The sequence below is a fragment of the Streptomyces melanogenes genome (assembly GCF_014649795.1).
GTDB lineage: Bacteria > Actinomycetota > Actinomycetes > Streptomycetales > Streptomycetaceae > Streptomyces > Streptomyces noboritoensis.
This window is the reverse complement of record NZ_BMTS01000002.1, coordinates 14,295-37,078: the sequence shown is the minus strand read 5'-3', so window position 1 is coordinate 37,078 and position 22,784 is coordinate 14,295. Positions and strand designations below refer to the sequence as shown.

Sequence of the window (22,784 nt, the reverse complement as noted above, 5' to 3'; positions counted from 1 at the left end):
TCCATGACTCATCCAGCGTACATAAAGTTGAGCCTATTCCGCTCAAGGTAGAGGGACGGATTCGGTGCGGATTCGGCGCGGGTCCGGGTTCGCGTAGGTTTCGGCGCATGACCACGACCACGGAGCCGGCCGCCGTCCCGGCCACCCGCACCCGTACCCCGCTGGACCCCCGCCGGCCCGACCCCGCCTACCTCAGCTTCTGGCGCGAGCGGCACTTGTGCACGCTGACGACCCCGCGCCCGGACGGCAGCCCGCACCTGGTGCCGGTGGGGGTCACGTACGACCCGGAGGCGGGGGTCGCCCGGGTGATCGCCAACAGGTCGAGCAAGAAGGTCCTGAACGTGCTGGCCGCGGGGCCCGACGGGGTGCGCGCGGCGGTCTGCCAGGTGGACGGACGCCGGTGGGCGACGCTGGAGGGCCGCGCTTACGTACGTACGGAGCCGGGGCCGATCGCCGAGGCGGTGGCGCGGTACGCCGAGCGGTACGGACGGGTGCCGCGCGAGAACCCGGACCGGGTGCTGATCGAGATCGTCCTGGACCGGGCGATGGGCAAGGGCTGAGCGGGCCCCCGGCCGTACCGGGGCAGCACAGCGGCGCCACCGTGTTCAGGTCCACGATGGCGCCGCTGTGTGGGGGAAGCGCCTGAGCGATTTACAACGACGGGGGAATCGCTTCAGGCACTGCGGGGGGTGGCGGTAGATGACTCGGGGTCGAACAGCTGGTGGTCACGCTGGTCCAGGTTGACGAACACCATGCCGTACCTCACGGCACAGCGGATCGGCTGCGGCGCCCCTCGTGGCCGGCGGAGGCACCGGTAGGCACGGACGTCTTCGTCGTCCTCACGCGCGACCAGGATCGGCTCGCCGAACAGGGTGACCATCAACGAATCGCCACGATGGGGAATCGCCGTGACGAGGTCGATGAAGTGCCACCCCGAGCGGTAGGCCGTGGCCATCTCGCGCCGGAAGACCCGGTCGTCCGGCGGGATCATGCGCCGACACCCGCGGGCGCGACCTCCCAGGTGGGCTCCACCGGAGCCGCCAGGACCCGCGTCACCGGCTTGTGCTCCCAAGTGGGCTCGCCCGGAGCCGCTACGGTTCCGTGGGACGGCTTGCTCTCCCACGTGGGTTCCCCACTCGCGGCGAGAGCGCAAAGAGCAGCCGTGACAACGGCTATAGCGCTAAGTGCTCGAACCATCCTGCTCATGGCCGATCTCCACCTCTTTATGATCATTCCCTCCCCCCGCGCATAAGACGATGGCTCACTCTGAGCGCTTCCACCAGCGAGGCCAGGCATCATGTTCCTGTAATTCAGGAGTATGAGGGGGGTGTAATCCGGTTGTATCAGGGGCACTTCGGACATAGCCATGGCCCTACAGACCTGTGCGAGATGGGCAAGACCCTCTACGCCACCGCGTTGCGTACCGGCGGAATAACTCGCACGGAAGCCCAGGCCGCTCCCTGTCTCATCGATCTCGCGCTGCTGCGGCCCGATGCGGACGACGCGGAGCAGCTGCGGCCCGTCCCTCCCTCCGTCGTCCTGAACCAGCTCGTGCAGCCGCTGGAACGCGAGATTCAGGAGCGCAGGAAGCTGTCGATGTCGCTGGCCAGTACTTTCGAGCCATTCATGGCCATCACCAGCGAAGACGCGGCAAGCACCCATGCGATCACGGTCCTTGAGGGGCTCGAACTCATCAACGCGACGCTGGACCGCGTCATCGACGAGTGCACCAAGGAGCTGCTGACCATCCAGCCGGGCAGCGGACGCAGACCCGAGACCCTGGAGTCGGGCCTGCGCCGGGTCCAGCCGCTGCTCGACCGGGGCGTCGACATGCGCACCCTCTACCAGCACACCGCCCGCCACCACTCCGCGACGATCGGATACGTGGAGCGCATCGCGCCGTACGGGCTCGAAGTGCGCACGCTGGAAGAGATCATCGACCGGCTGATCATCGTGGACCGGCGGGTCGCCTTCATCCCCGCGCGCAGCGACCGCCGGGTCGCGCTGGAGCTGCGGCACGAGGGCCTGGTGCAGTATCTGGTCGGCGTCTTCGACCAGTTCTGGCTGCACGCGGTGCCGTGGGAGGAGGAAGTCCCGTACGCCCAGAAGGCGGAGGGCATCACGGGCGTCCAGCGCTCCATCGCCAAGCTGCTGGTGGAGGGGCACGTGGACGACTCGATCGCACGGCGGCTCGGGATGAACGTCCGCACCTGCCGCGCGCACATCGCCAAACTCAACGCCGCGCTCGGCAGCGGCAGCCGGGCGCAGCTCGGCTACCTCATCGCCCAGTCCGGAATTCTGGAGCAGGACAACTGAACGCGCTTCCCACCCACGAGCCCCAAGAGCCGCTCGTGGAGTTCGATCCCGTCGCCGGTGCGGTGACCGTCTCCGGCGACGGTCTGCCCCGTGTCGAGCTGCGCCGCACCGGCGGCGAGGCGGACGCGCACACGCCCGTGGGGACGCGCGCGGCCGACCGGCTCGCGCTCACCGTCGACGGCGCGCCGGCCGCGCTCGCTCTGGCCAAGGGGCGTCTGACGCGGCGCTCCTACCGGGTCGACGTCAGGTGCGGCGACGTCCGCTACCGGCTCGTCCCCGACTCGTTCGCGGGCAGCCGCCTGCTGCGGGACGGGCGCCGCCTGGGGTCGCTCGAGTGCGACGGGGACGGGCGGGTGGACGCGTCGTGGCACGACACGGCCAAGGTCCTGCCGCTGGACGTGAGCGTCGGCCATGCGCTGGCGGCGGGGTTCGGTACGGGGGCGCAGCCGATGTGGATGACGGCGACGGAGATCGTGGCGGATCTGTTGAACTGAGGGGCCCGGGGCTCGTCTGCGGGTTGTGGCGGGCTGGTGACGGCCCGCAGACGAAGACCGGGCCTAGGAAGCCAGTACCGCCAGGTCCAGCCGTCGCAACCGCTCCGGGTCCGCCCGTAGCGTGATCTCGGTGATGCGGTCGGCCGACAACGTGAAGCCGATGACGACCTTGAGGCACCCACCCGGCGCCCACACCGCGCCCACCGTGCCGTCCACCAGCGCGAGTTGCGCGGTCTGGGCGCGGCCCTTGAACGTGCCGGCCACCGCGAGCGCACCCCGGACCTCGTCCATCGCGCCGACCTCCACGGTCGCCCGGTCGGCCCGCACCACCACATCGGGGTCGAGCAGTTCGAGCAGCGCGTCGAAGTCGCCCGCCCGCGAGGCGGCGAAGAACGCGTCGACGACCTCCCGCTGGCGCGCCAGATCCGCGTCCGGCACCGGCGCCGACTCCTGCACCCGGCGCCGCGCCCGGCTCGCCAGCTGCCGGGTGGCGACCGTGGAGCGCCCCACCACCGCGGCGATCTCGTCGAACGGCACCATGAACATGTCGTGCAGCACGAAGGCGATCCGCTCGGCGGGCGCCAGCGTGTTCAGGACGACCAGCATCGCCAGGCCCACCGAGTCCACGAGCAGCACCTCGTGCTCGGGGTCGCCCGGCTCCTCGTGGCCGCGCGCGTGGACCGGCACGGGCTCGTCGTACAGCAGCTCGCGCCGCGAGTCGCGCGAGCGCAGCATGTCCAGGCAGACCCGCCCCACGACCGTGGTGAGCCAGCCGCCGAGGTTCTTCACGCCGCTCGCGTCGGTGCGGCTGAGCCGCAGCCACGCCTCCTGGACGGCGTCGTCCGCCTCGTTGAGGTTGCCGAGTATCCGGTAGGCGACGGCCCGCAAGTGGGTGCGGTTGGCCTCGAACCGCTCCGCCAGCCGTTCGCCCTCGTCCACGTTCACGGTCACTTGTCTTCCCCTGCCTCACCCGAAGAGGTGACACCGACTGTATCCAATGCAGAGAGCCCGCGCCCCAAAAGGGCGCGGGCTCCAGGCAGTTGGGCAGGGTCAGTCCTGCGGCCGCTTCGGCCGCCACACCACCAGCGCGCTGGTCTGCTGCACGTCCTGGTACGGCACCAGATCGCGCCGGTACGACGCGTGGACCTGGGCCTCGCGCTGCCGCATCGCGGCCGCCGCCCCGTCCACCGCCGACGAGAGCTCGGCGACGCGCTGCTGGAGCGCGGCCACCTGGTTCTCCAGCTCGATGATGCGCTTGATGCCCGCCAGGTTGATGCCCTCGTCCTGCGACAGCGCCTGCACCGTACGGAGCAGTTCGATGTCGCGGGCCGAGTAGCGCCGGCCGCGCCCGGCCGTGCGGTCGGGCGAGACCAGGCCGAGGCGGTCGTACTGCCGGAGGGTCTGCGGATGCAGACCGGAGAGCTGAGCGGCGACCGAGATGACGTACACCGGCGATTCGTCGGTCAGTTCGTACGGATTGCGTCGTCGGCCGTCCATCTCATGCTCCCTTCGCGGCCTGGAACAGTTCTGCCCGCGGATCGTGGTCCGCAGTCGCCTCGCGGTACGCCTCCAGCGCGTCGCGCGCCTTGTCGTCGAGGTCCTTGGGCACCACGACCTCCACGGTGACCAGGAGGTCGCCGCGCGAGCCGTCCTTGCGCAGGGCTCCCTTGCCCCGGGCCCGCATCGTACGGCCGTTGGGCGTGCCCGCGGGGAGCTTCAGGGTGACCGGGGGCCCGCCGAGGGTGGGCACCTTCACCTCGCCGCCGAGCGCCGCCTCCACGAAGGTGACGGGCACGGTGACCGTGAGGTTGTCGTCCCTGCGGCCGAACACCGGGTGGCTGTCCACGTGGACGACCACGTAGAGGTCGCCCGCGGGGCCGCCGCGCTCGCCCGCCGCGCCCTTGCCGCGCAGCCGGATCCGCTGGCCGTCGAAGACGCCCGCCGGGATCCTGACCTGCATGGTCCGGGACGACTTGGCGCGCCCGCTGCCCTTGCAGACGTCGCAGGGGTCCTGGGCGATCAGGCCCCGGCCCTTGCAGTCCACGCACGGGTCGGTGAGCGAGAAGCCGCCGCCGGTGCCGCGCGAGACCTGGCCGGTGCCGACGCACGTCGGGCACACCCGAGGCGTGCCGTTCTTGTCGCCGGTGCCCGAACAGGCCTTGCAGGGGGCCTGGCTGGAGAGCCGGATCGGGACCGTGGCCCCGTCGACCGCCTCGGTGAAGCTGAGCGTCACCTCGGACTCCAGGTCCTGGCCCCGGCGCGGCTGGGTCCGGGTGCCGGTGCCCGTGCCCGTACCGCCCCGGTTGAAGAGGCCGCCGAACACGTCGCCCAGGCCGCCGCCGAAGCCGCCACCGCCGCCCGCCCCGCCCTGGGCGCCCCCGAAGAGGTCGCCCAGGTCGAAGTTGAAGCTGCCGCCTCCGGCACCGGGCCCGGCCCGGAAGCCGCCGTTGCCGAAGAGGGCGCGCGCCTCGTCGTACTCCTTGCGCTTCTTGGGGTCGCCGAGGATGTCGTTGGCCTCGGAGATCTCCTTGAAGCGCTCCTCCGCCTTGGCGTCGCCCTTGTTGGCGTCCGGGTGGAACTCGCGGGCGAGCTTGCGGTACGCCTTCTTGATCTCGGCCTCGGTGGCGTCCTTGGGGACGCCGAGGACCTTGTAGTAGTCCTTCTCGACGAAGTCCTTCGTGCTCATCGACGTCCCTCCTTCCGGACGGTCACTTCATCCTCGACCGCTGCGTCAGCCCTTGTCCGGGCCACCGCTCTCCTCGTCGGCCTTGCCTTCCTTGCCCTCCTTGGCCGCGCCCGGCTGGGGCTCGGCCACGGCGACCCGGGCGGGGCGGATCGTGCGCTCGCCGATCCGGTACCCGGGCTGGAGGATCGCGACGCACGTCGTCTCGGTGACGTCCGGCGCGTAGCTGTGCATCAGGGCCTCGTGGACCGTCGGGTCGAAGGGCTCGCCCTCCTTGCCGAACTGCTGCAGGCCCATCTTCGCGGCGACCGTCTCCAGGGACTCGGCCACCGACTTGAAGCCGCCGGTCAGCTCGCCGTGCTCACGGGCCCGGCCGATGTCGTCGAGCACGGGCAGCAGCTCGGTCAGGAGGCCGGCGACGGCGATCTCCTTGACCGTGACGCGGTCCCGCTCCACGCGGCGGCGGTAGTTCTGGTACTCCGCCTGAAGGCGCTGGAGGTCCGCCGTGCGCTCGGAGAGCGCCGTCTGGGCCTGGTCCAGCTGTGCCGTCAGAGCGATCTCCTTGGCTGCGTCCCCGGCCGGGGCCGCCTTCCCCTCCTTGGAGGAGTCGGCGGCCTTCGGCTCGGCGTCTTCGGGTGCGCCGGAGGGGACGTCGGGCTTCTCCTCGAAGCCCGGGGTCTCCTCAGACATCAGACCGCGCCGCCCTTCGCGTCGCCCGGCTTCTCGTCGTCGACGATCTCGGCGTCGACGACGTCGTCCTCGGCCTTGTGCGCGCCGTCACCGGCAGCGCCCTCGGCGCCCTGGGCGGCCTGCGCGTCCGCGTACATCGCCTGGCCGAGCTTCTGGGAGACGGCCGCGAGCTTCTCGGTCGCGGTGCGGATCTCCGCGGTGTCCTCGCCCTTGAGCTTTTCCTTCAGCTCGGTGACGGCGGTCTCGACCTCGGTCTTGACCTCACCGGGGACCTTGTCCTCGTTGTCCTTGAGGAACTTCTCGGTCTGGTAGACGAGCTGCTCGCCCTGGTTGCGGGACTCGGCGGCCTCGCGGCGGCGGTGGTCCTCCTCCGCGTACTGCTCGGCCTCCTCGCGCATGCGGTTGACCTCGTCCTTCGGCAGCGAGGAGCCGCCGGTGACGGTCATCTTCTGCTCCTTGCCCGTGCCCAGGTCCTTCGCGGTCACGTGCATGATGCCGTTGGCGTCGATGTCGAAGGCGACCTCGATCTGCGGGACGCCGCGCGGGGCCGGCGGCAGACCCGTCAGCTCGAACATGCCGAGCTTCTTGTTGTACGCCGCGATCTCGCGCTCGCCCTGGTAGACCTGGATCTGCACGGACGGCTGGTTGTCCTCGGCCGTCGTGAAGATCTCGGAGCGCTTCGTCGGAATCGTGGTGTTCCGCTCGATGAGCTTGGTCATGATGCCGCCCTTGGTCTCGATGCCGAGGGACAGCGGGGTCACGTCGAGGAGCAGGACGTCCTTGACCTCACCCTTGAGGACACCGGCCTGCAGGGCGGCGCCGATGGCGACGACCTCGTCCGGGTTGACGCCCTTGTTGGCGTCCTTGCCGCCGGTCAGCTCGCGCACGAGCTCGGCCACGGCGGGCATACGGGTGGAGCCACCGACGAGGACGACGTGGTCGATCTCGGAGAGCTGGATGCCCGCGTCCTTGATGACGTTGTGGAACGGGTGCTTGCAGCGCTCGAGCAGGTCGGCGGTCAGCTGCTGGAACTGAGCGCGCGTCAGCTTCTCGTCCAGGTGCAGCGGGCCCTCGGCCGAGGCCGTGATGTACGGCAGATTGATCGAGGTCTCGGTGGACGAGGACAGCTCGATCTTCGCCTTCTCGGCGGCCTCGCGCAGGCGCTGGAGCGCCATCTTGTCCTTGGAGAGGTCCACGCCGTGGCCGGAGTGGAACTGCTTCACCAGGTAGTCGACGACGCGCTGGTCCCAGTCGTCACCACCGAGGTGGTTGTCACCGTTGGTGGCCTTCACCTCGACGACGCCGTCACCGATCTCCAGGAGCGACACGTCGAAGGTGCCGCCGCCGAGGTCGAAGACGAGAATGGTCTGGTCGTCCTTGTCGAGGCCGTACGCCAGGGCGGCGGCGGTCGGCTCGTTGACGATGCGCAGGACGTTGAGGCCCGCGATCTCACCGGCCTCCTTCGTCGCCTGACGCTCGGAGTCGTTGAAGTACGCCGGGACGGTGATGACCGCGTCGGTCACCTTCTCACCCAGGTACGCCTCGGCGTCGCGCTTCAGCTTCTGCAGGATGAAGGCGCTCATCTGCTGCGGGTTGAAGGTCTTGCCGTCGAGGTCGATCTTCCAGTCGGTGCCCATGTGGCGCTTGACCGAGCGGATGGTCCGGTCGACGTTGGTGACGGCCTGCCGCTTGGCGACCTCACCGACGAGGACCTCGCCGTTCTTGGCGAAGGCGACGACGGACGGCGTGGTCCTGGCGCCTTCGGCGTTGGTGATGACGGTGGGCTCGCCGCCTTCGAGAACGCTGACGACGGAGTTAGTCGTGCCCAGGTCGATGCCGACCGCACGTGCCATTTTGATTCCTCCAACTGACATCTTGAGTGGAACTGACTCAAGGATGCCTCACCCGTCCCGGGCCGTCAACAGAGCTGAGTCTGGTCGGCTCAACTTTTATGTGCGGCTTATGTGTGCCCGGCCTTTGTCTGCGGCTGGGTGGGTGGCTGAGCACGCAGTTCCCCGCACCCCTAGAGGATGCCGCGAAGCGGCATCTAAGGGGCGCGGGGAACTGCGCGAGCAACCCAGCACGGTCCGCAGACGAGAGCGTGTCAACCGCCGTGCGGCACCTGTGCCGGGACCTGTTCGGACGGGGTGTCCTCCCGCAGCAGTACCAGCTCGCACTGGAGCAGGCGGCCGTCCCGGGGGTCCGTGAGGCCGGGGCGGACCGACATCAGGGTCAGGCCGAGATCCTCGCGCGCGTGGGACAGGACATCGTCGAAGCCCGCCCCACCCTCGTGGAGCGGCACCAGCGCGGCGCCCACTTGGAGACCGATGATCTCGTCGGCGTACGCCCCCGCACCCCGCAGCACCTCCCGCTCGTACCCCTGCACAGCCAGCCGTACGAAAACCCGCTCACCCGGAGCCGTGACGCCCTCCCACAGGGCGTCGAGCCGGTGCGCCTCGACGCTGCGCGTGCCCGTGTACGCCGCCTGCGGCGCCGCCGCCCGGTGCCGAGGCAGCATCGGCAGCACCGAGCTGCTCACCCCCGCGTCCCCCGCGATGTTCAGTGTCAGCGACCCCGCGCGGTCGCCGAGCGCGTACGGCAGCACGGACCAGAAGGGATCCTCCGCCGCCCGCAGCCGCAGCTCCGCGCGCGGCTCGCGCAGCGGCTCGAAGGAGACGATCCGGCCCTCGTAGCCGCAGCGCCGCAGCATCGAGCCGTACGCGCCGGAGTACGCGCCCACGTCCAGGACGAGGTCGATCTCGTACCGCCGGAGCAGCCGGGCCAGGGACGGCCCGTCGTCCACGGCCGGCGGCCGGGGCGTGCCGAGGCGGCGCAGGGTGGTGCGCGCGCGGTCCAGGAGGTCGATGCTCACGCCGGTGCTCCTTCGGGGGCCGCGTCGGGCGCGGATTCGGTACGCAGGGCCTCGTCGCCGTACACCGGCACCTTCAGCAGCAGCACCACCGCGACCGCCGCACCCAGGACGAGCGGCAGCACGGCGGGCGGGGCGAGGCGGCCGTCGTGGACGAGCAGCGCGGTGAGCGTCCCGGCGAGCGCGGCGGTCCCGAGGACCACCGCCGTGCCCGGCACGGTCAGCCCGCCCCGGCGCAGCCGGTGCGCGATGTGGTCGGCCGCGCCGTCGGCCAGCGCCCGCCCGGCGCGCCGCCGCGACACCAGGACCAGGACCGCGTCGGCGAGGACCACGGCGGTCAGGGCGAACAGGGAGGCGGCGGCCCGGGCCGGGTCGGCCTCGGTGTGGACGAGCACGGCGGCCGAGGCGAGCAGGAACCCGGTGAAGAGCGAGCCGCAGTGGCCGAGCACGATCCGCGCGGGGTGCCAGTTGTGCAGCAGGAACCCGGTCAGCGAGGCGGCCAGGACGCTCAGCAGCAGGGCGAGCCCCGGCAGCGCGTCGGCGATGGCGCAGACGGCGAGCCCGAGCGCGGTCACCGCGGCCACCGTCCCCATCGCCCCGTCGGAGGCGTCGAGCAGGCTGAACGCGTTGGTGACCAGGACGATCCACAGCACGGCGAGGGCGCCCGGACCTGGCGAGAGCCCGGACGCCAGGGCGACCACCACGGTCGCGGCGGCGGTCTGCACCCCGATCCTGACCCGGGCCCCGAGCGGCCGCAGATCCCCGGCGAGGCCGAGCAGGGCCACGGCCCCGGCGGCGCCGAGCAGCGGCCCCACCCCGTCCCCCAGGCCCGCGAGCCCGAGCACCGGACCGGCCCCGACCGCGGCGAGCGTGCCCACCGCGACCGCGATCCCGCCCAGGTGCGGGGTGCGGGCCGGGCGCGTGCCCCGGCCCCGGGCCCCGGCGCGCAGGACCGCCGCGCGGACCACGGGGGTCAGCAGGGCGGTGCAGAGCAGGGCGGCGACGGCGGCCGTGAGCCCGGAGATCATGCGAACCAAGTTAGATTGTTATGTCCGTGTATGGGCTGAATAACACGATGGACATTTCAAAAGTGCCGAACCCTGTCCGACACTGGTCCCCGACCCCGGTCGGCGATCCGTCGTCGACCCGCTCACTGAGGGCCGCCTGAGCGACACAGATCACCGCGTGCGCGGCTACAGCGCCGCCGTATAAATGGGTACGCTCAGACGAGCTCGATAAGTTACTGCTTAGTAATCCCTGGCAGGCCCGAGGAGCCCCCACATGCAACTCGCCGCGATCATTGTGTCGCTGGTCCTAATCGCGGTCGGCGTAGCGCTGTTCGGCCGTGCGATCTGGCAGATCTACCGGTTCGTGCGACTCGGCCAGCCGGTGCCCGCGGGCACCCGGACCGACGAACCCGTCCAGCGCACCGTGACGGTGGTCAAGGAGTTCCTCGGCCACACCCGGATGAACCGCTGGGGCATCGTCGGCGTCGCGCACTGGTTCGTGGCGGTGGGCTTCTTCTCGCTGCTGCTGACGATCGTCAACGCCATCGGCCAGCTCTTCCAGGCCGACTGGCTGATCCCGATCATCGGCGACTGGCTGCCGTACGAGATCTTCGTCGAGTTCCTCGGCCTGATGACGACGCTCGGCATCCTCACGCTGATCACCGTCCGCCAGCTGAGCAAGGCCGACAAGCCGGGCCGCAAGTCCCGGTTCGCGGGCTCCAACACCGGCCAGGCCTACTTCGTCGAGACGATCATCCTGATCGTCGGCGTCTGCATCATGACGCTGCGCGCCCTGGAGGGCGTCCAGCACCACGTGGACAGCTACGAGCCCGGCTTCTTCGCCTCGTACCCGCTGATCCTGGCCCTCAAGGGCCTGAGCCTGACGACGATCCAGAACGTGACCTACGCGGTCGCGGGCCTCAAGATCGCCGCCTCCTTCATCTGGATGATCACGGTCTCCCTCAAGACCGACATGGGCGTGGCCTGGCACCGCTTCCTCGGCTTCCCCAACATCTGGTTCAAGCGCGAGGCGGACGGCGACGTCGCCCTCGGCGCGCTCCAGCCGATGACCTCCGGCGGCAAGCCGATCGACTTCGAGGAGCCGGGCGACGACGACGTCTACGGCGTCTCCCAGATCGAGCACTTCTCCTGGAAGGGCATCCTCGACTTCTCCACCTGCACCGAGTGCGGCCGCTGCCAGTCGCAGTGCCCGGCCTGGAACACAGGCAAGCCGCTCTCGCCGAAGCTCCTCATCATGTCGCTGCGCGACCACGCGCACGCCAAGGCGCCGTACCTGCTCGCGGGCGGCGGCAAGGACATGGAGGGCAACGAGAAGGCGACGCCCGAGCAGCTGAAGGACGTCCCCGCGGCGGCGATCGCCGAGGCCGAGCGCCCGCTGATCGGCACCGTCGAGGAGAACGGCGTCATCGACCCGGACGTCCTGTGGTCCTGCACCACCTGCGGCGCCTGTGTCGAGCAGTGCCCGGTCGACATCGAGCACATCGACCACATCGTCGACATGCGCCGCTACCAGGTGATGATCGAGTCCGCGTTCCCGTCCGAGGCGGGCACGATGCTCAAGAACCTGGAGAAGAAGGGCAACCCCTGGGGGCTGGCCAAGAAGCAGCGCGTCGAGTGGACCAAGGAGGTCGACTTCGAGGTCCCGATCGTGGGCAAGGACGTCGAGGACCTGTCCGAGGTCGACTACCTGTACTGGGTCGGCTGCGCCGGCGCCCTGGAGGACCGCGCCAAGAAGACCACCAAGGCCTTCGCGGAGCTCCTGCACATGGCGGGCGTCAAGTTCGCCATCATGGGCGGCGACGAGAAGTGCACCGGCGACTCCCCGCGCCGCCTGGGCAACGAGCCGCTGTTCCAGCAGCTCGGCCAGGAGAACGTGGCGATGCTGAACATGGCGTTCGGCGAGGACGACGAGGACGAGTCGACGAAGAAGCCGAAGGCTTCCAAGAAGATCGTCGCGACCTGCCCGCACTGCTTCAACACGATCGCCAACGAGTACCCGCAGCTCGGCGGCGAGTACGAGGTCATCCACCACACCCAGCTGCTCCAGCACCTCATCGACGAGGGCAAGCTGATCCCGGTGACGCCGGTGGAGGGCCTGATCACCTACCACGACCCGTGCTACCTGGGCCGCCACAACAAGGTCTACACGCCCCCGCGCGAGATCATGTCGGCCGTCCCGGGCCTGCGCCAGCAGGAGATGCACCGCCACAAGGAGCGCGGCTTCTGCTGTGGCGCCGGTGGCGCGCGGATGTGGATGGAGGAGCGGATCGGCAAGCGCATCAACAACGAGCGCGTCGACGAGGCCCTCTCCCTCAACCCGGACATCGTCTCGACGGCCTGCCCGTTCTGCCTGGTCATGCTGACCGACTCGGTCAACGGCAAGAAGAACGACGGCCAGGCGAAGGAGTCGATCCAGGTGGTGGATGTGGCACAGCTGCTGCTGGATTCGGTGAAGAAGCCGCTGGACGGCGAGTCGGCCGAGGACGCGGAATCCACCCCGGAGCCCGTGTCCCCCTAAGGGGCGCGGGGCTGTAACACTTGCGGCTCCGCCGCGTGGGCGCGACCAGCCACCCACGGTCCGCAGACAAAGCACAAAGCAAACGGCTGTGGCCGGTCCTGCCCCCGAGGCAGCACCGGCCACAGCCGTTTCCCGTACGTACGTCAGCCGCGCTGCTGCCCACGCCGGTGGTACAGCGCGAACCCCAGCCCGGCCGCACCGGCCGCAGCCATCCCCCCACCGGCCGCGATGAGCGGCGCCTGGTTCCCGGACCCACCGGAAACCCCTTCGGCACCAGCCTTTACGCCGCCCTTGGGCACAACGCCGGTGGTCGGGGCCACAGCCTTCTTCCCGCCCTTCCCCTCCACCCCGTACTTCTCGATCAGCTTCCCCTGGAAGTCGTACACCCAGCTGTTGCCCCCGTGCTTGCCGTCGATGACGACGAACTTGTAGAAGCCCTTGCCCGCGTTGACGATCTTGTACGTCCAGCCGTCGTTCAGGGTCGACGGGTTCTTCAGGTCGATCGAGCCGAGGAAGTTGCCGTTCGGCATGGAGATCTCGACGCGCGGCCCGTCGGTGGTCTTGATCAGCTTGGCGATGCGCCCGTCGGGCATGGTGATCTTCACGGAGGAGACGACCTTGGAGTCGGCCTTCTTCTCCTGCTTCTTCTCCGGCTTCTTGCCGCCGTCGACCCACGAGGTGACCGTGCCGTCCGGGTTGAGGACGACGTGCAGACCGTTGTTCTCGCCGACCGCCTTGGAGCCGTTGGCCACGAGGGTGTCGAGCTTGCTGCCGTTCGCCCAGATCTCGGCCTCGTAGTGGTTCTGGCCGAGCTTGTAGACCTTGGCGACGGAACCGTCGGCGAGCTTCACGGACTTCACGAAGGAACGAAGGTCCTTCTTCGTGTCGTCCTTCTTGGACTCGTCCTTCTTGGACTCGTCCTTCTTTTCGTCGTCCGTGCCGGGCAGAACCTGCGGCTTCTGCTCATCGTCCGTGGGCTTCTGCCCCTCCTGGCCCTGACCCTGGTCAACCGGCCCCGGAGTGGAATCCGCGGCGAAGGCCGCACCGGCCGGAAGGGCGAGGGCGGCGATGGCTCCGGTGGCGATGGCGGCGGTACGAATGGTGCGACGGGTGGCGCGCATATCGGTGGCTCTTCCTCGTAACTCGGCGGTCTCGGTGTCGTGTTCGTCGTGTCTGTAGCCCTTTGTGGCGGCGACACCAAGAAAGTTACGAGCGGGATGTCTGGGTAATGCGTAGGCAATGTAACGGACAACTCGTACTTGTCCTGCGGAAATGTAAATACCGCCAATTTCAACCAAAATGATACGCAGCGCACCACCCCGGCTACCCAGCGCTTAACCCTTGGCCCACGATGCGGCATTCTGTGGCGCGTGATGAGGCCGGTGCGTACCCGTAAAGCCGTGGCAGGAGTGGCCGCGCTGGTCGCCGCCGCCCTGTGGGGCGCGGCGGGGTGCGACTCCGCGTCCGCCCACCACCCCGCGCCCACCACCCCGGCCGCCGCCCGGGCCGGGGACGTGCCCCGGCCCGTACCGCACGGCCGGGGCAGCCACGTCCCGTACGACTTCAACGGCGACGGCCACCGCGACCTCGTCGTCAACGACCTGGCCAAGGGCGACAGCTACGGCGACGACGCGGGCATCGCGGTCGTCTACGGCACCGGCTCCGGCCGCGCCCTCGACCCGGCCGCCCGCCAGGTCCTCACCACCCGGCGCGACGCGGCGCCGGTCGGCGGCAAGCCGCCCGCCACGTTCGACGCCGAGGCGGCGTGCGACCTGGACGGGGACGGGTTCGGCGACCTGATCGTGACGACCGACCCGCCGTACGACGGCGTCGGCCGCCCGCCGGTGCCCCTCCAGGTCCTCTTCGGCGGCCCCGGCGGCCTCACCGGACGCGCGGTGGTCCTCGGCATCCCCGAGCGGGCCCGGTACGGCAACGACTGGCCCGACCACCCCGTCTGCGGCGACTTCGACGGCGACGGCGCGACCGACCTCGCGGTCACCGCGACCGGCGGGCGCGTCAGCTTCCTGCGCGGCCCGTTCGCCCGCACCGGCGCCCCGCGCGCGGCGGGCGACTCGCTGCCCGGGGGCGGGCCCGTCCTGGCCGCGCCGGAGCCGAGGGCGGACGCGAACGGGGACGGGTACGACGACCTCGTGGTCAGCGCGCCGGGCGCGCGGCCCCGGCTGCTCCTCGGCGGCCCGCGGGGCCCGGTGCGGCCGGGCGGCACCTATACGTACGCCCGGAACACCTCGGCCCGCCCGCCGAAGCTGCCCGCCGCCGCCCTCCCGGGCGGCGGCCCGGCCCCCGTGACGGATGTCCTCCAGGTCGCGGACTTCACCGGCGACAAGGTGCCCGATGTGGCGGTCCGCGTCCACCGGGGCGAGACACGCGACCTGGTGGCGGTGTACGCGGGCGCGGGCACCGGCGTACGGGAGAAACCGCTGGTCGGGTTCACGACGGCGGGCTGGGGCTGAGGCGCGCGGGGGCCTCCCGCGCGCCCCTTCCGGGTCCCCCTAGGGGATGTCACAGCTCAGCCGCAAAGACGGCCGGTTACCGGCCCCCCGGCTTGGCGACCCGTCAGAACAGGTACGTTCGAAGGCGTGGCAGGATTCAGGATGGGGCGCGGCCGGGACGACCGGAACCCGCGACGGCAACCGCAGCAGGGGCAGGGACACGGCCAAGGACAGCAGTGGCCCGACCCCCAGCAGCAGCGCGCACAGCAGCAGTACGGGTACGGGCAGCAGCAGCCGTACCCGCAGCAGGGCGAGCCGGAGTACTTCGGCGACCCCTACGGCCAGGGCCAGGGCCAGCCCCAGGGCGGATACGGCCAGGGCCAGGGCCGCCAGCAGCCGTACGGCCAGGGGATGCCGCAGGGATACGCGCCTGCCCAGGACCCGTACGCCAACAACCCGGGCCACACCCAGGCCTTCAGCATCAACGACGATCCGTACGGCGCGGGGGCGACCTATCGCGCCGGTGCCGCCGCGGCGCCGCCGTCCGGCCCCCGGCTGCGCTGGAAGGAACTGCTCAACGGCATCGTGATGCGGCCGGGGCCGACGTTCTGGCAGATGCGCGACTACGCCGTGTGGGGCCCGGCGCTCACCATCACGTTCCTCTACGGCCTGCTGGCGATCTTCGGCTTCGACAAGGCGCGCGCGGACGTCATCAACACGACGCTGTCGAAGGCGGTCCCGGTGGTCCTCACCACCGGTGTGGTCTTCGTCCTCGGCGGCATGATCCTTGGCGCGGTCACCCACACGATGGCGCGCCAGCTCGGCGGCGACGGCTCCTGGCAGCCGACCGTCGGCCTCTCCATGCTGATCATGTCCCTCACGGACGCGCCCCGGCTGCTGCTGGCCCTGTTCCTGGGCGGCGACAACGGCCTGGTGCAGGTGGTCGGCTGGGCGACCTGGCTGGCGGCGGGCGCGCTGTTCACGTCGATGGTGAGCAAGTCCCACGACCTGCCGTGGCCCCGCGCCCTCGGCGCGAGCGCGATCCAGCTGGTGGCGCTGCTGAGCCTGATCAAGCTGGGCACGATCTGAGCAGTACGTGAAGGGGCCCGGGGTTCGGACGAACCCCGGGCCCCTTCACGTACACCTACGTACTTCTCCGGACTACGCGTCCAGAACCTGCCCCTCACGGCGTACGACGGGCGGCTCGACGCTCCACGGGAAGTTGATCCACTCGTCGGTGCGCTTCCAGACGTACTCGCACTTCACCAGGGAGTGCGACTTCTCGTAGATCACGGCGCTGCGGACCTCGGCGACGTGGTCGACGCAGAAGTCATGGACGAGCTTGAGCGTCTTGCCGGTGTCGGCGACGTCGTCCGTGATCAGGACCTTCTTGCCGGAGAAGTCGATCGCGTTGGGGACCGGCGCGAGCATCACGGGCATTTCGAGGGTGGTGCCCACGCCCGTGTAGAACTCCACGTTCACCAGGTGGATGTTCTTGCAGTCCAGGGCGTACGCCAGGCCGCCGGCGACGAAGACGCCGCCGCGGGCGATGGAGACGACGATGTCGGGCTCGTAGCCGTCGTCCGCGATGGTCTGCGCGAGGTCGCGGATGGCGCCCCCGAACTTCTCGTAGGTGAGGTTCTCTCGTACGTCGCTCATGTTCTCGCTGCCGCTCACACCTGGGTCCGATGGAAATTGAGGTACGACCGCGAGGCGGTCGGTCCGCGCTGTCCCTGGTACCGGGACCCGTACCGCTCCGAGCCGTACGGCGACTCGGCGGAGGAGGTCAGCCGGAAGAGGCACAGCTGCCCGATCTTCATGCCCGGCCAGAGCTTGATCGGGAGGGTCGCGAGGTTGGAGAGCTCCAGCGTCACATGGCCCGAGAAGCCCGGGTCGATGAAGCCGGCCGTGGAGTGCGTGACCAGGCCGAGCCGCCCGAGCGAGCTCTTGCCCTCCAGGCGGGAGGCGAGGTCGTCGGGGAGAGAGATGACCTCGTAGGTCGAGGCGAGCACGAACTCACCCGGGTGCAGGATGAAGGGCTCGTCGCCGTCCGGCTCGACGAGCCGGGTGAGGTCCGCCTGCTCGACCGCGGGGTCGATGTGCGGGTACCGGTGATTCTCGAACACCCGGAAATAGCGGTCGAGCCGCACATCGATGCTGGATGGCTGGACCATGGATTCGTCGTACGGATCGATGCGGACGCGACCCGCGTCGATCTCGGCCCGGATGTCCTTGTCTGAGAGAAGCACGTCCCGAGGATACGCAGGGTGCGCGGGGCTGCCGTAATCGGACAGACCCGCGCGTGCCACCGCGTACCGGTTACGGGTGTGCGCCCGCCACCTAGTGGCGCTCGTCCGCCACCGGGACGGCGTGCCGCAGCCGGGCGCAGCGGGGGCACCGGAGCAGCCGGCCGGGACCGATCCGCTCGGCCCCGAGCTGCTGCATCGGGAACGAATCGGTGGTGAAGACGTGCCCCTCGGCACAGCGGACGACGGTGCGCTCCAGCGAGTCCATCAAGTGGCTCAAGTCCCTTCCCCAACAACAAGCATGGACGGAGAAACCACCACATTAAGGGATGAACGGGACGCCACTCCAGGCGGCACTCCGACGACGCGCCCGCCCCTGTGGACCCCCTGCACCGTACGCCCCAACTCCGGCCCCCGGCACCCGAATCCCGCCACCTCCGCACCCCCTTCACGCCACCCGGAACGCGAACAGCCCCCGGGCGGATACGCCGGAGGGCTGGCATGGGGTAGGGTGAGCAACGATGCGAATCCCCTTCGGGGGGATCGTTGCGCGAGTGTAGTTTAATGGTAGAACATGAGCTTCCCAAGCTCAGAGCGCGGGTTCGATTCCCGTCACTCGCTCCAGAAAGCCCCAGGTCATCGACCTGGGGTTTGTTTGTTTTCTGGGCCATTTCCGGGGCGCATGTCATTCGCGTGCCATAAGGCGCCGAGGGCGCTTTGGAGGCGGCCGTCGCCGTGCGTCGGCGACGGCCGCCTGCGCGCGGAGTTGCCCCCCCACATCACGGGATCCGCGCGCGCGGATCGTCCTCACAGCCGTTGAGGCATCGCGGGAGTGTGGCCCCAACCGGAAACCGGGAGGACGCGGGCCGGAGTCCGTTCACGTCCCTTGCGGGACGGGGCTCGGCCACTTGACGGATACGCCTCTCCCGACCCGGGGGCCCGGGGTCGGAAACCGCCCACCACACAGGCCGCTACTGCTGCCTCTGTCTCGGTGAGCGCGAGAGTTCCTTGCCCAGCAGCCTAGGGCGCCTCGTCCGCAGGCAACAGCCCACTAATCGGACTGTCCGGCGCCCGTCGGCCTCTTCAGCTCCTCACCCAGCGGTCAGGTTCCGTTACGCTCGTGATGTGACGCGCGAACGGCCACCCGCAGATCACTACGGCATCGTCGCCGTCGCATCGTCCGCGGGCGGCATCCAGGCACTGAGCGCGGTACTCGGGGCGCTGGGCCCGGAGCTGCCGGTACCTGTGCTGGTGGTCCAGCACCTCGACCCACGGCACCGGACGGTGCTCGACCAGGTCCTCGCCCGCCGGACCGCGCTTCTGGTCAAGCTCGCGGAGGCCGGGGAGCGCGTGCGGCCCGGCACCGTATATATCGCTCCTCCCGGCCAGCACCTGCTCGTCGGCTCCGACGGCGTGCTGAGCCTGTCCACCACCGAGGCCGTCCACTTCGTACGCCCCTCCGCCGACCTTCTCTTCGCCTCGGTCGCCCGTGCCTACGGTCCGGCCGCGATCGCCTGCGTACTCACCGGGACCGGCCGGGACGGAGCCACGGGAGTCGAGACCGTGAAGGCGCACGGCGGCACGGTGATCGCCCAGGACCCGAAGACCGCGGAGTTCACCGGGATGCCGCAGTCGGCCGTGGACACGGGGGCGGTGGACTTCGTGCTACCTCTTGAGGAGATCGCCGCGGTCGTACGCGGACTTGTCGAGGCCGAGAGGCAGTGATGGGCGGACCGCAGGACGCTGACGACGAGGCGCTGGAGGAGTTGCTCGGATTCATCCGGGAAGCCCGCGGTTTCGACTTCACCGGCTACAAGCGCTCGACGCTGGCCCGGCGCATCCACAAGCGGATGAACGACGTCGGCATCCGCTCGTACCCGGACTACCAGGATCTCCTGGAGACCGACGCAGACGAGTTCAGCGCCCTCTTCAACACCATCCTGATCAACGTCACCTCCTTCTTCCGCGACCCTGAGGCGTGGACCCTCCTCCAGCACGAGGTCGTCCCCGAGCTGCTCGGGACGCTCGATCCGGAACAGGAGATCAGGGTGTGGAGCGCGGGCTGCTCCAGCGGCGAGGAGGCGTACTCGCTGGCCATGATGTTCTCGGAGGCCCTGGGCATCGAGGAGTGCCTGCGCCGGGTCAAGATCTACGCCACGGACGTCGACGAGGAAGCACTGCGTGAGGCCCGTTCCGGGCTGTACACGCCGAAGGCCCTGGAGTCGCTCCCCTCGGATCTGCGGGAGAAGTACTTCGAGCAGAACAGCGCGCAGTTCAGCTTCCGCCTCGACCTGCGGCGCCGGGTGATCTTCGGGCGCCACGACATCACCCGCGACGCCCCGATCTCCCGGCTCGACCTGCTCGTGTGCCGGAACACGATGATGTACTTCAACGTCGAGGCCCAGACGCAGATCGTCGACCGCTTCCACTTCGCCCTGCGCCCCGGCGGCTTCCTCTTCCTCGGCAAGGCCGAGATGCTGCTGAACGACAGCGAGCGGTTCGAAGTCGTGAACATGCGCCAGCGCGTCTTCCGGCGCCGGGCCGGCAACAGCAAGGGCCCGGCCTACCACCCGGCCCCCGTGAAGCTCAGGGCCGCCACGGGCACGGAGGTGCACTCGGTGGCGCGCACCCGCCAGCTGCGCGACCTGGCGCTCGACGCCGGACCCACCCCGCTGATCGCCCTCGACGCCGACGGAACCGTCGTCGCGGTCAACAGCCAGGCGAGGATCCAGCTCGGCCTGACCACCAGCGACATCGGCCGCCCCTTCCAGGATCTGGAGGTCTCCTACCGGCCGGTCGAACTCCGTTCCCTGATCGACCAGTCCACGCACGAGCGCCGGACGCTGCGGGTCAACCGCGTCGAGCGCCGGGGGGCCGAGGACGTCCAGTACTGCGACATCCTCATCCAGCCACTCTCCGGACCCAGCGGGCTGCACGTCGCCACCGTGATCTCGTTCACCGACGTCACCGTCGCCACACAGCTGAAGGCCGAGGTCAAAAGGGTCCGGGAGGAGCTGGAGACGGCGTACGAGGAGCTCCAGTCCACCAACGAGGAACTGGAGACCACCAACGAGGAACTCCAGTCCAGCATCGAGGAACTGGAGACCACCAACGAGGAACTCCAGTCCACCAACGAAGAGCTGGAGACCACCAACGAGGAACTCCAGTCCGGCAACGAGGAACTGGAGACGATGAACGAGGAGATGCGCATCCGCACGGACGAACTGGACGAGGCCAGGGCGTTCCTGGAAGCGGTTCTCACGAGCATCGCGGCGGGTGTGGTGGTCCTGGGCAAGGACCTGAAGGTGAAGAGCTGGAACCGGGGCGCCGTCGACCTGTGGGGACTGCGCGCCGACGAGGTGCTGGACCGGCCGTTCTTCGACCTGGACTTCGGACTGCCCACCAAGGAACTGCGGTCCGTAGTGGAGCGCTGTATGGAGACCCGCGAACGCTCCGGCCCGCTCGGTGTGGAGGCCCTCAGCCGCATCGGCCGGCCCATCACCTGCGACGTGTTCTTCTCCCCGTTCGGCGGGAACCACGGCGGCGTCGTCCTGATGATGGAAGAGAGCCGAAACAACACCTCCAGCTGAACCCGGCGGCGTAGCTTCGTACTCATGGACCCTCAGGGGCGCAGGGAGAACCTCGGTCTGACAGCGATGGCCCGGCAGCGTGCCGCTCTGGCCCGTGAGCGGGCGGACCGGGCGGACGCGGTCGCCGAGCGGCACGAGCTCCTGGCGGCGAGGCCCGGCCAGGAGTTCCACGCGCAGATCGCGAAAACGCATCGCAGAACCGCCGAGTGCCATCGCGCCTCGGCCCGTCTCCAGGACGACTTCGCCGCGCGCGCAGCGGCCTGGTCCGGAGAGCGGGGCACCCGGCCGCGGTTCATGACGGTGGTCGCGGAGGCGTGCGGTACCCCCAGCGCGGCGATCGCGCTGCTCGACGCCGAACGGAACCAGCTCGCGGTCGCCGCATCCGACCGGCTGGCCCGTACGGCCCAGGACCTGGAGTTCGTCCTCGGTGAGGGGCCGGGCCAGGACGCGGCGGCGGGACACCGCCCGGTGCACCTGTCCGGGCCCCGGATCGAGGCGCGCTGGCCGTGGTGCGGGCCTTCCCTGCTCTCGCTGGGCATCGCCTCCGTGGCCGCCGTACCGCTGCGGGCACAGAACAGCTGCATCGGCGCACTCACCGTCTTCGACACGCGGCCCACGGACACCGGACCCGTTCACCTCGCCGAGGTCGCCGAGGCCCTCACCCACATCGTGCTGCTCGACCCCGACGCCGACCCGGACCTCTACGGCGGGACGGACATGCGCGCCACCGTGCACCAGGCGGCCGGCATGGTGTCCGCACGGACCGGCTGCTCCGTCTCGGACGCGCTGGCACTCATCAAGGCGCGGGCGTTCACGGAAGAGGTCTCCTCCGAGACCGTGGCCGGGGAGATCGTGCACGGCGACCGGAAACTCATCTGAGGAGAGGTGTCATGACGCCCGAACAGCGGCTGGCCGACGCATTCGTGGCCCTGGCCGGCAGCACGGCGGACGGTTCGTCGGACGTGCCCGGACCGCTGAGTGTCCTGGCAACCCGCGCCCCGGCGTTGCTCAGCGTTCATGCCGCGACCGTGGTGTTCGCCCCGGGGAAGTACGACGCGGCGCGCGCGGCCGGCTCCAACCCCCTGGTGTCCCGCCTGGAACACGAGGCCATCGGGTGGCGGGAGGGTCCCGGCCACGACTGTCACCGGGCCGACGCGGGCCCCTGGGCCCAGACGGCTCTCACCAGCCGCCCCACCAGGCAGCGGTGGCCGCGCTACACCCCACGGGCGCTGACGCTGGGCTACACCCACGTCGTGGCCCTCCCCCTGCGCGAACACACCGTGACGAAGGGCGTGCTCACCCTGTTGTCCGGCGCACAGCACGCCTTCCCTCCCTCGACACTGGTCCTCGGCCGGTCGCTCGCGGACTTCACCGCCGTCATCATGGAACGCGCCCGCGAGGCCGACCGCAGCCGTACGCTCACCGCCCAGCTGGAACAGGCGCTGGCCAGCCGCGTGGTCATCGAACAGGCCAAGGGCGTGCTCGCGACTCGCTGGGCCGTGCCCCTGGACGAAGCCTTCGACCTTCTGCGCAAGCACGCCCGTTCACGGCAGCGGCCGCTGAGGGACGTGGCCCGTGAAGTGATCGAGGGCCGCGCGGATCCCGATCTCACCGACCGGTGAACCGAGCGGCACGGCCCTGCCTCCTCGCACCGGGTGGCGGAGCGCGGCCGGTTCACGCGGTGTTGCTCGCCGCCCGACCGGACCTAGCATGTGTGGTATCGGAGAGCGCCGGACCGTGTCCCACCGTCGGCCGGTGCCTCCCCCGCTGATCCGGCCCCCGGCCCCCGGGCCTCAGTACTCTCCACGCTCTGAGCGGCCGGAGCCGCGCATGCGCCGACTCACGGCGGCTCCGGCCTTTCGTCCTCCTGGCATGTTCGAGCCGGGGTGTACTCCCGCGC

22 protein-coding genes and 1 tRNA gene are annotated in these 22,784 nt (G+C 70.1%); 11 read left to right on the top strand and 12 right to left on the bottom strand.

Annotated elements, in window-relative coordinates:
• Window positions 1-107: 107 nt before the first annotated feature.
• The gene (locus tag IE252_RS04060) at window positions 108-560 is read left to right on the top strand and encodes a pyridoxamine 5'-phosphate oxidase family protein (protein ID WP_190087897.1); all 453 of its coding nucleotides are present in this window, start codon (window positions 108-110) and stop codon (window positions 558-560) included.
• Window positions 561-673: 113 nt separating this feature from the next.
• Here IE252_RS04060 and IE252_RS04055 read toward each other — a convergent pair whose 3' ends face one another.
• Entirely contained in the window at window positions 674-991 is a 318-nt protein-coding gene (locus IE252_RS04055) for a Rieske (2Fe-2S) protein (RefSeq protein ID WP_101389032.1), read from the bottom strand.
• Window positions 992-1,389: 398 nt separating this feature from the next.
• On the opposite strand from IE252_RS04055, the gene IE252_RS04050 reads away from it, so the two are divergent.
• Both IE252_RS04050 and IE252_RS04045 read left to right on the top strand, forming a co-directional pair.
• Window positions 1,390-2,316, top strand: coding sequence for a helix-turn-helix transcriptional regulator (locus IE252_RS04050; RefSeq protein WP_229847983.1), 927 nt, complete (start codon window positions 1,390-1,392; stop codon window positions 2,314-2,316).
• A gap of 35 nt (window positions 2,317-2,351) precedes the next feature.
• Window positions 2,352-2,810, top strand: coding sequence for a hypothetical protein (locus tag IE252_RS04045; RefSeq protein WP_190087896.1), 459 nt, complete (start codon window positions 2,352-2,354; stop codon window positions 2,808-2,810).
• Window positions 2,811-2,873: 63 nt separating this feature from the next.
• Here IE252_RS04045 and IE252_RS04040 read toward each other — a convergent pair whose 3' ends face one another.
• The 7 genes from IE252_RS04040 to IE252_RS04010 all read right to left on the bottom strand — a co-directional run bounded on the left by IE252_RS04040 (window position 2,874) and on the right by IE252_RS04010 (window position 10,080).
• Entirely contained in the window at window positions 2,874-3,761 is an 888-nt protein-coding gene (locus IE252_RS04040) for a sigma-70 family RNA polymerase sigma factor (RefSeq protein WP_308434513.1), read from the bottom strand.
• A gap of 99 nt (window positions 3,762-3,860) precedes the next feature.
• On the bottom strand, window positions 3,861-4,307 hold the full coding sequence (locus IE252_RS04035) for a heat shock protein transcriptional repressor HspR (RefSeq protein ID WP_190087895.1): 447 nt from the start codon (window positions 4,305-4,307) through the stop codon (window positions 3,861-3,863).
• Between the two features lies 1 nt (window position 4,308).
• The gene (gene dnaJ / locus IE252_RS04030; protein WP_190087894.1) at window positions 4,309-5,496 is read right to left on the bottom strand and encodes a molecular chaperone DnaJ; all 1,188 of its coding nucleotides are present in this window, start codon (window positions 5,494-5,496) and stop codon (window positions 4,309-4,311) included.
• Window positions 5,497-5,541: 45 nt separating this feature from the next.
• On the bottom strand, window positions 5,542-6,183 hold the full coding sequence (gene grpE / locus IE252_RS04025; RefSeq protein WP_190087893.1) for a nucleotide exchange factor GrpE: 642 nt from the start codon (window positions 6,181-6,183) through the stop codon (window positions 5,542-5,544).
• A complete protein-coding gene (gene dnaK / locus IE252_RS04020; protein WP_190087892.1) occupies window positions 6,183-8,036 on the bottom strand; it encodes a molecular chaperone DnaK in 1,854 nt (617 codons plus the stop codon). The genes grpE and dnaK overlap by 1 nt, the downstream gene beginning before the upstream one ends.
• A 251-nt stretch (window positions 8,037-8,287) precedes the next feature.
• A complete protein-coding gene (locus IE252_RS04015; RefSeq protein WP_190087891.1) occupies window positions 8,288-9,055 on the bottom strand; it encodes an FkbM family methyltransferase in 768 nt (255 codons plus the stop codon).
• Window positions 9,052-10,080, bottom strand: a complete 1,029-nt coding sequence (locus tag IE252_RS04010) for an MraY family glycosyltransferase (protein ID WP_190087890.1) — start codon at window positions 10,078-10,080, stop codon at window positions 9,052-9,054. Before IE252_RS04010 ends, IE252_RS04015 begins: the two co-directional genes overlap by 4 nt.
• Before the next feature lie 253 nt (window positions 10,081-10,333).
• On the opposite strand from IE252_RS04010, the gene IE252_RS04005 reads away from it, so the two are divergent.
• A complete protein-coding gene (locus IE252_RS04005) occupies window positions 10,334-12,598 on the top strand; it encodes a (Fe-S)-binding protein (RefSeq protein WP_190087889.1) in 2,265 nt (754 codons plus the stop codon).
• Window positions 12,599-12,741: 143 nt separating this feature from the next.
• Here IE252_RS04005 and IE252_RS04000 read toward each other — a convergent pair whose 3' ends face one another.
• Window positions 12,742-13,719, bottom strand: coding sequence for a hypothetical protein (locus IE252_RS04000; protein ID WP_190087888.1), 978 nt, complete (start codon window positions 13,717-13,719; stop codon window positions 12,742-12,744).
• A gap of 252 nt (window positions 13,720-13,971) precedes the next feature.
• On the opposite strand from IE252_RS04000, the gene IE252_RS03995 reads away from it, so the two are divergent.
• Entirely contained in the window at window positions 13,972-15,069 is a 1,098-nt protein-coding gene (locus IE252_RS03995) for an FG-GAP repeat domain-containing protein (RefSeq protein WP_190088384.1), read from the top strand.
• 126 nt (window positions 15,070-15,195) lie between these two features.
• Complete coding sequence (locus tag IE252_RS03990) at window positions 15,196-16,137, top strand: Yip1 family protein (protein WP_190087887.1); 942 nt, start codon at window positions 15,196-15,198, stop codon at window positions 16,135-16,137.
• Window positions 16,138-16,209: 72 nt separating this feature from the next.
• Here the strand turns inward: IE252_RS03990 and IE252_RS03985 are convergent, their stop codons facing one another.
• The 3 genes from IE252_RS03985 to IE252_RS03975 form a co-directional block, all read right to left on the bottom strand.
• A complete protein-coding gene (locus IE252_RS03985) occupies window positions 16,210-16,707 on the bottom strand; it encodes a phosphoribosyltransferase (protein WP_101392481.1) in 498 nt (165 codons plus the stop codon).
• A gap of 14 nt (window positions 16,708-16,721) precedes the next feature.
• On the bottom strand, window positions 16,722-17,297 hold the full coding sequence (dcd, locus tag IE252_RS03980; protein WP_101389042.1) for a dCTP deaminase: 576 nt from the start codon (window positions 17,295-17,297) through the stop codon (window positions 16,722-16,724).
• A 91-nt stretch (window positions 17,298-17,388) separates the two neighbouring features.
• Entirely contained in the window at window positions 17,389-17,574 is a 186-nt protein-coding gene (locus IE252_RS03975; protein WP_190088447.1) for a hypothetical protein, read from the bottom strand.
• 270 nt (window positions 17,575-17,844) lie between these two features.
• On the opposite strand from IE252_RS03975, the gene IE252_RS03970 reads away from it, so the two are divergent.
• The 5 genes from IE252_RS03970 to IE252_RS03950 all read left to right on the top strand — a co-directional run bounded on the left by IE252_RS03970 (window position 17,845) and on the right by IE252_RS03950 (window position 22,506).
• Window positions 17,845-17,918 (top strand) — tRNA-Gly (locus tag IE252_RS03970).
• A 501-nt stretch (window positions 17,919-18,419) separates the two neighbouring features.
• Window positions 18,420-19,019 carry a chemotaxis protein CheB gene (locus IE252_RS03965; RefSeq protein ID WP_190087886.1) on the top strand — a complete coding sequence of 200 codons (600 nt, stop codon included), beginning with the start codon at window positions 18,420-18,422 and terminating at the stop codon, window positions 19,017-19,019.
• The gene (locus IE252_RS03960; protein WP_190087885.1) at window positions 19,019-20,884 is read left to right on the top strand and encodes a CheR family methyltransferase; all 1,866 of its coding nucleotides are present in this window, start codon (window positions 19,019-19,021) and stop codon (window positions 20,882-20,884) included. The genes IE252_RS03965 and IE252_RS03960 overlap by 1 nt, the downstream gene beginning before the upstream one ends.
• Before the next feature lie 24 nt (window positions 20,885-20,908).
• Window positions 20,909-21,763, top strand: a complete 855-nt coding sequence (locus IE252_RS03955) for a GAF domain-containing protein (RefSeq protein ID WP_190087884.1) — start codon at window positions 20,909-20,911, stop codon at window positions 21,761-21,763.
• Between the two features lie 11 nt (window positions 21,764-21,774).
• Window positions 21,775-22,506 carry a GAF and ANTAR domain-containing protein gene (locus tag IE252_RS03950; protein WP_190087883.1) on the top strand — a complete coding sequence of 244 codons (732 nt, stop codon included), beginning with the start codon at window positions 21,775-21,777 and terminating at the stop codon, window positions 22,504-22,506.
• The last annotated feature ends 278 nt before the right edge of the window (window positions 22,507-22,784 follow it).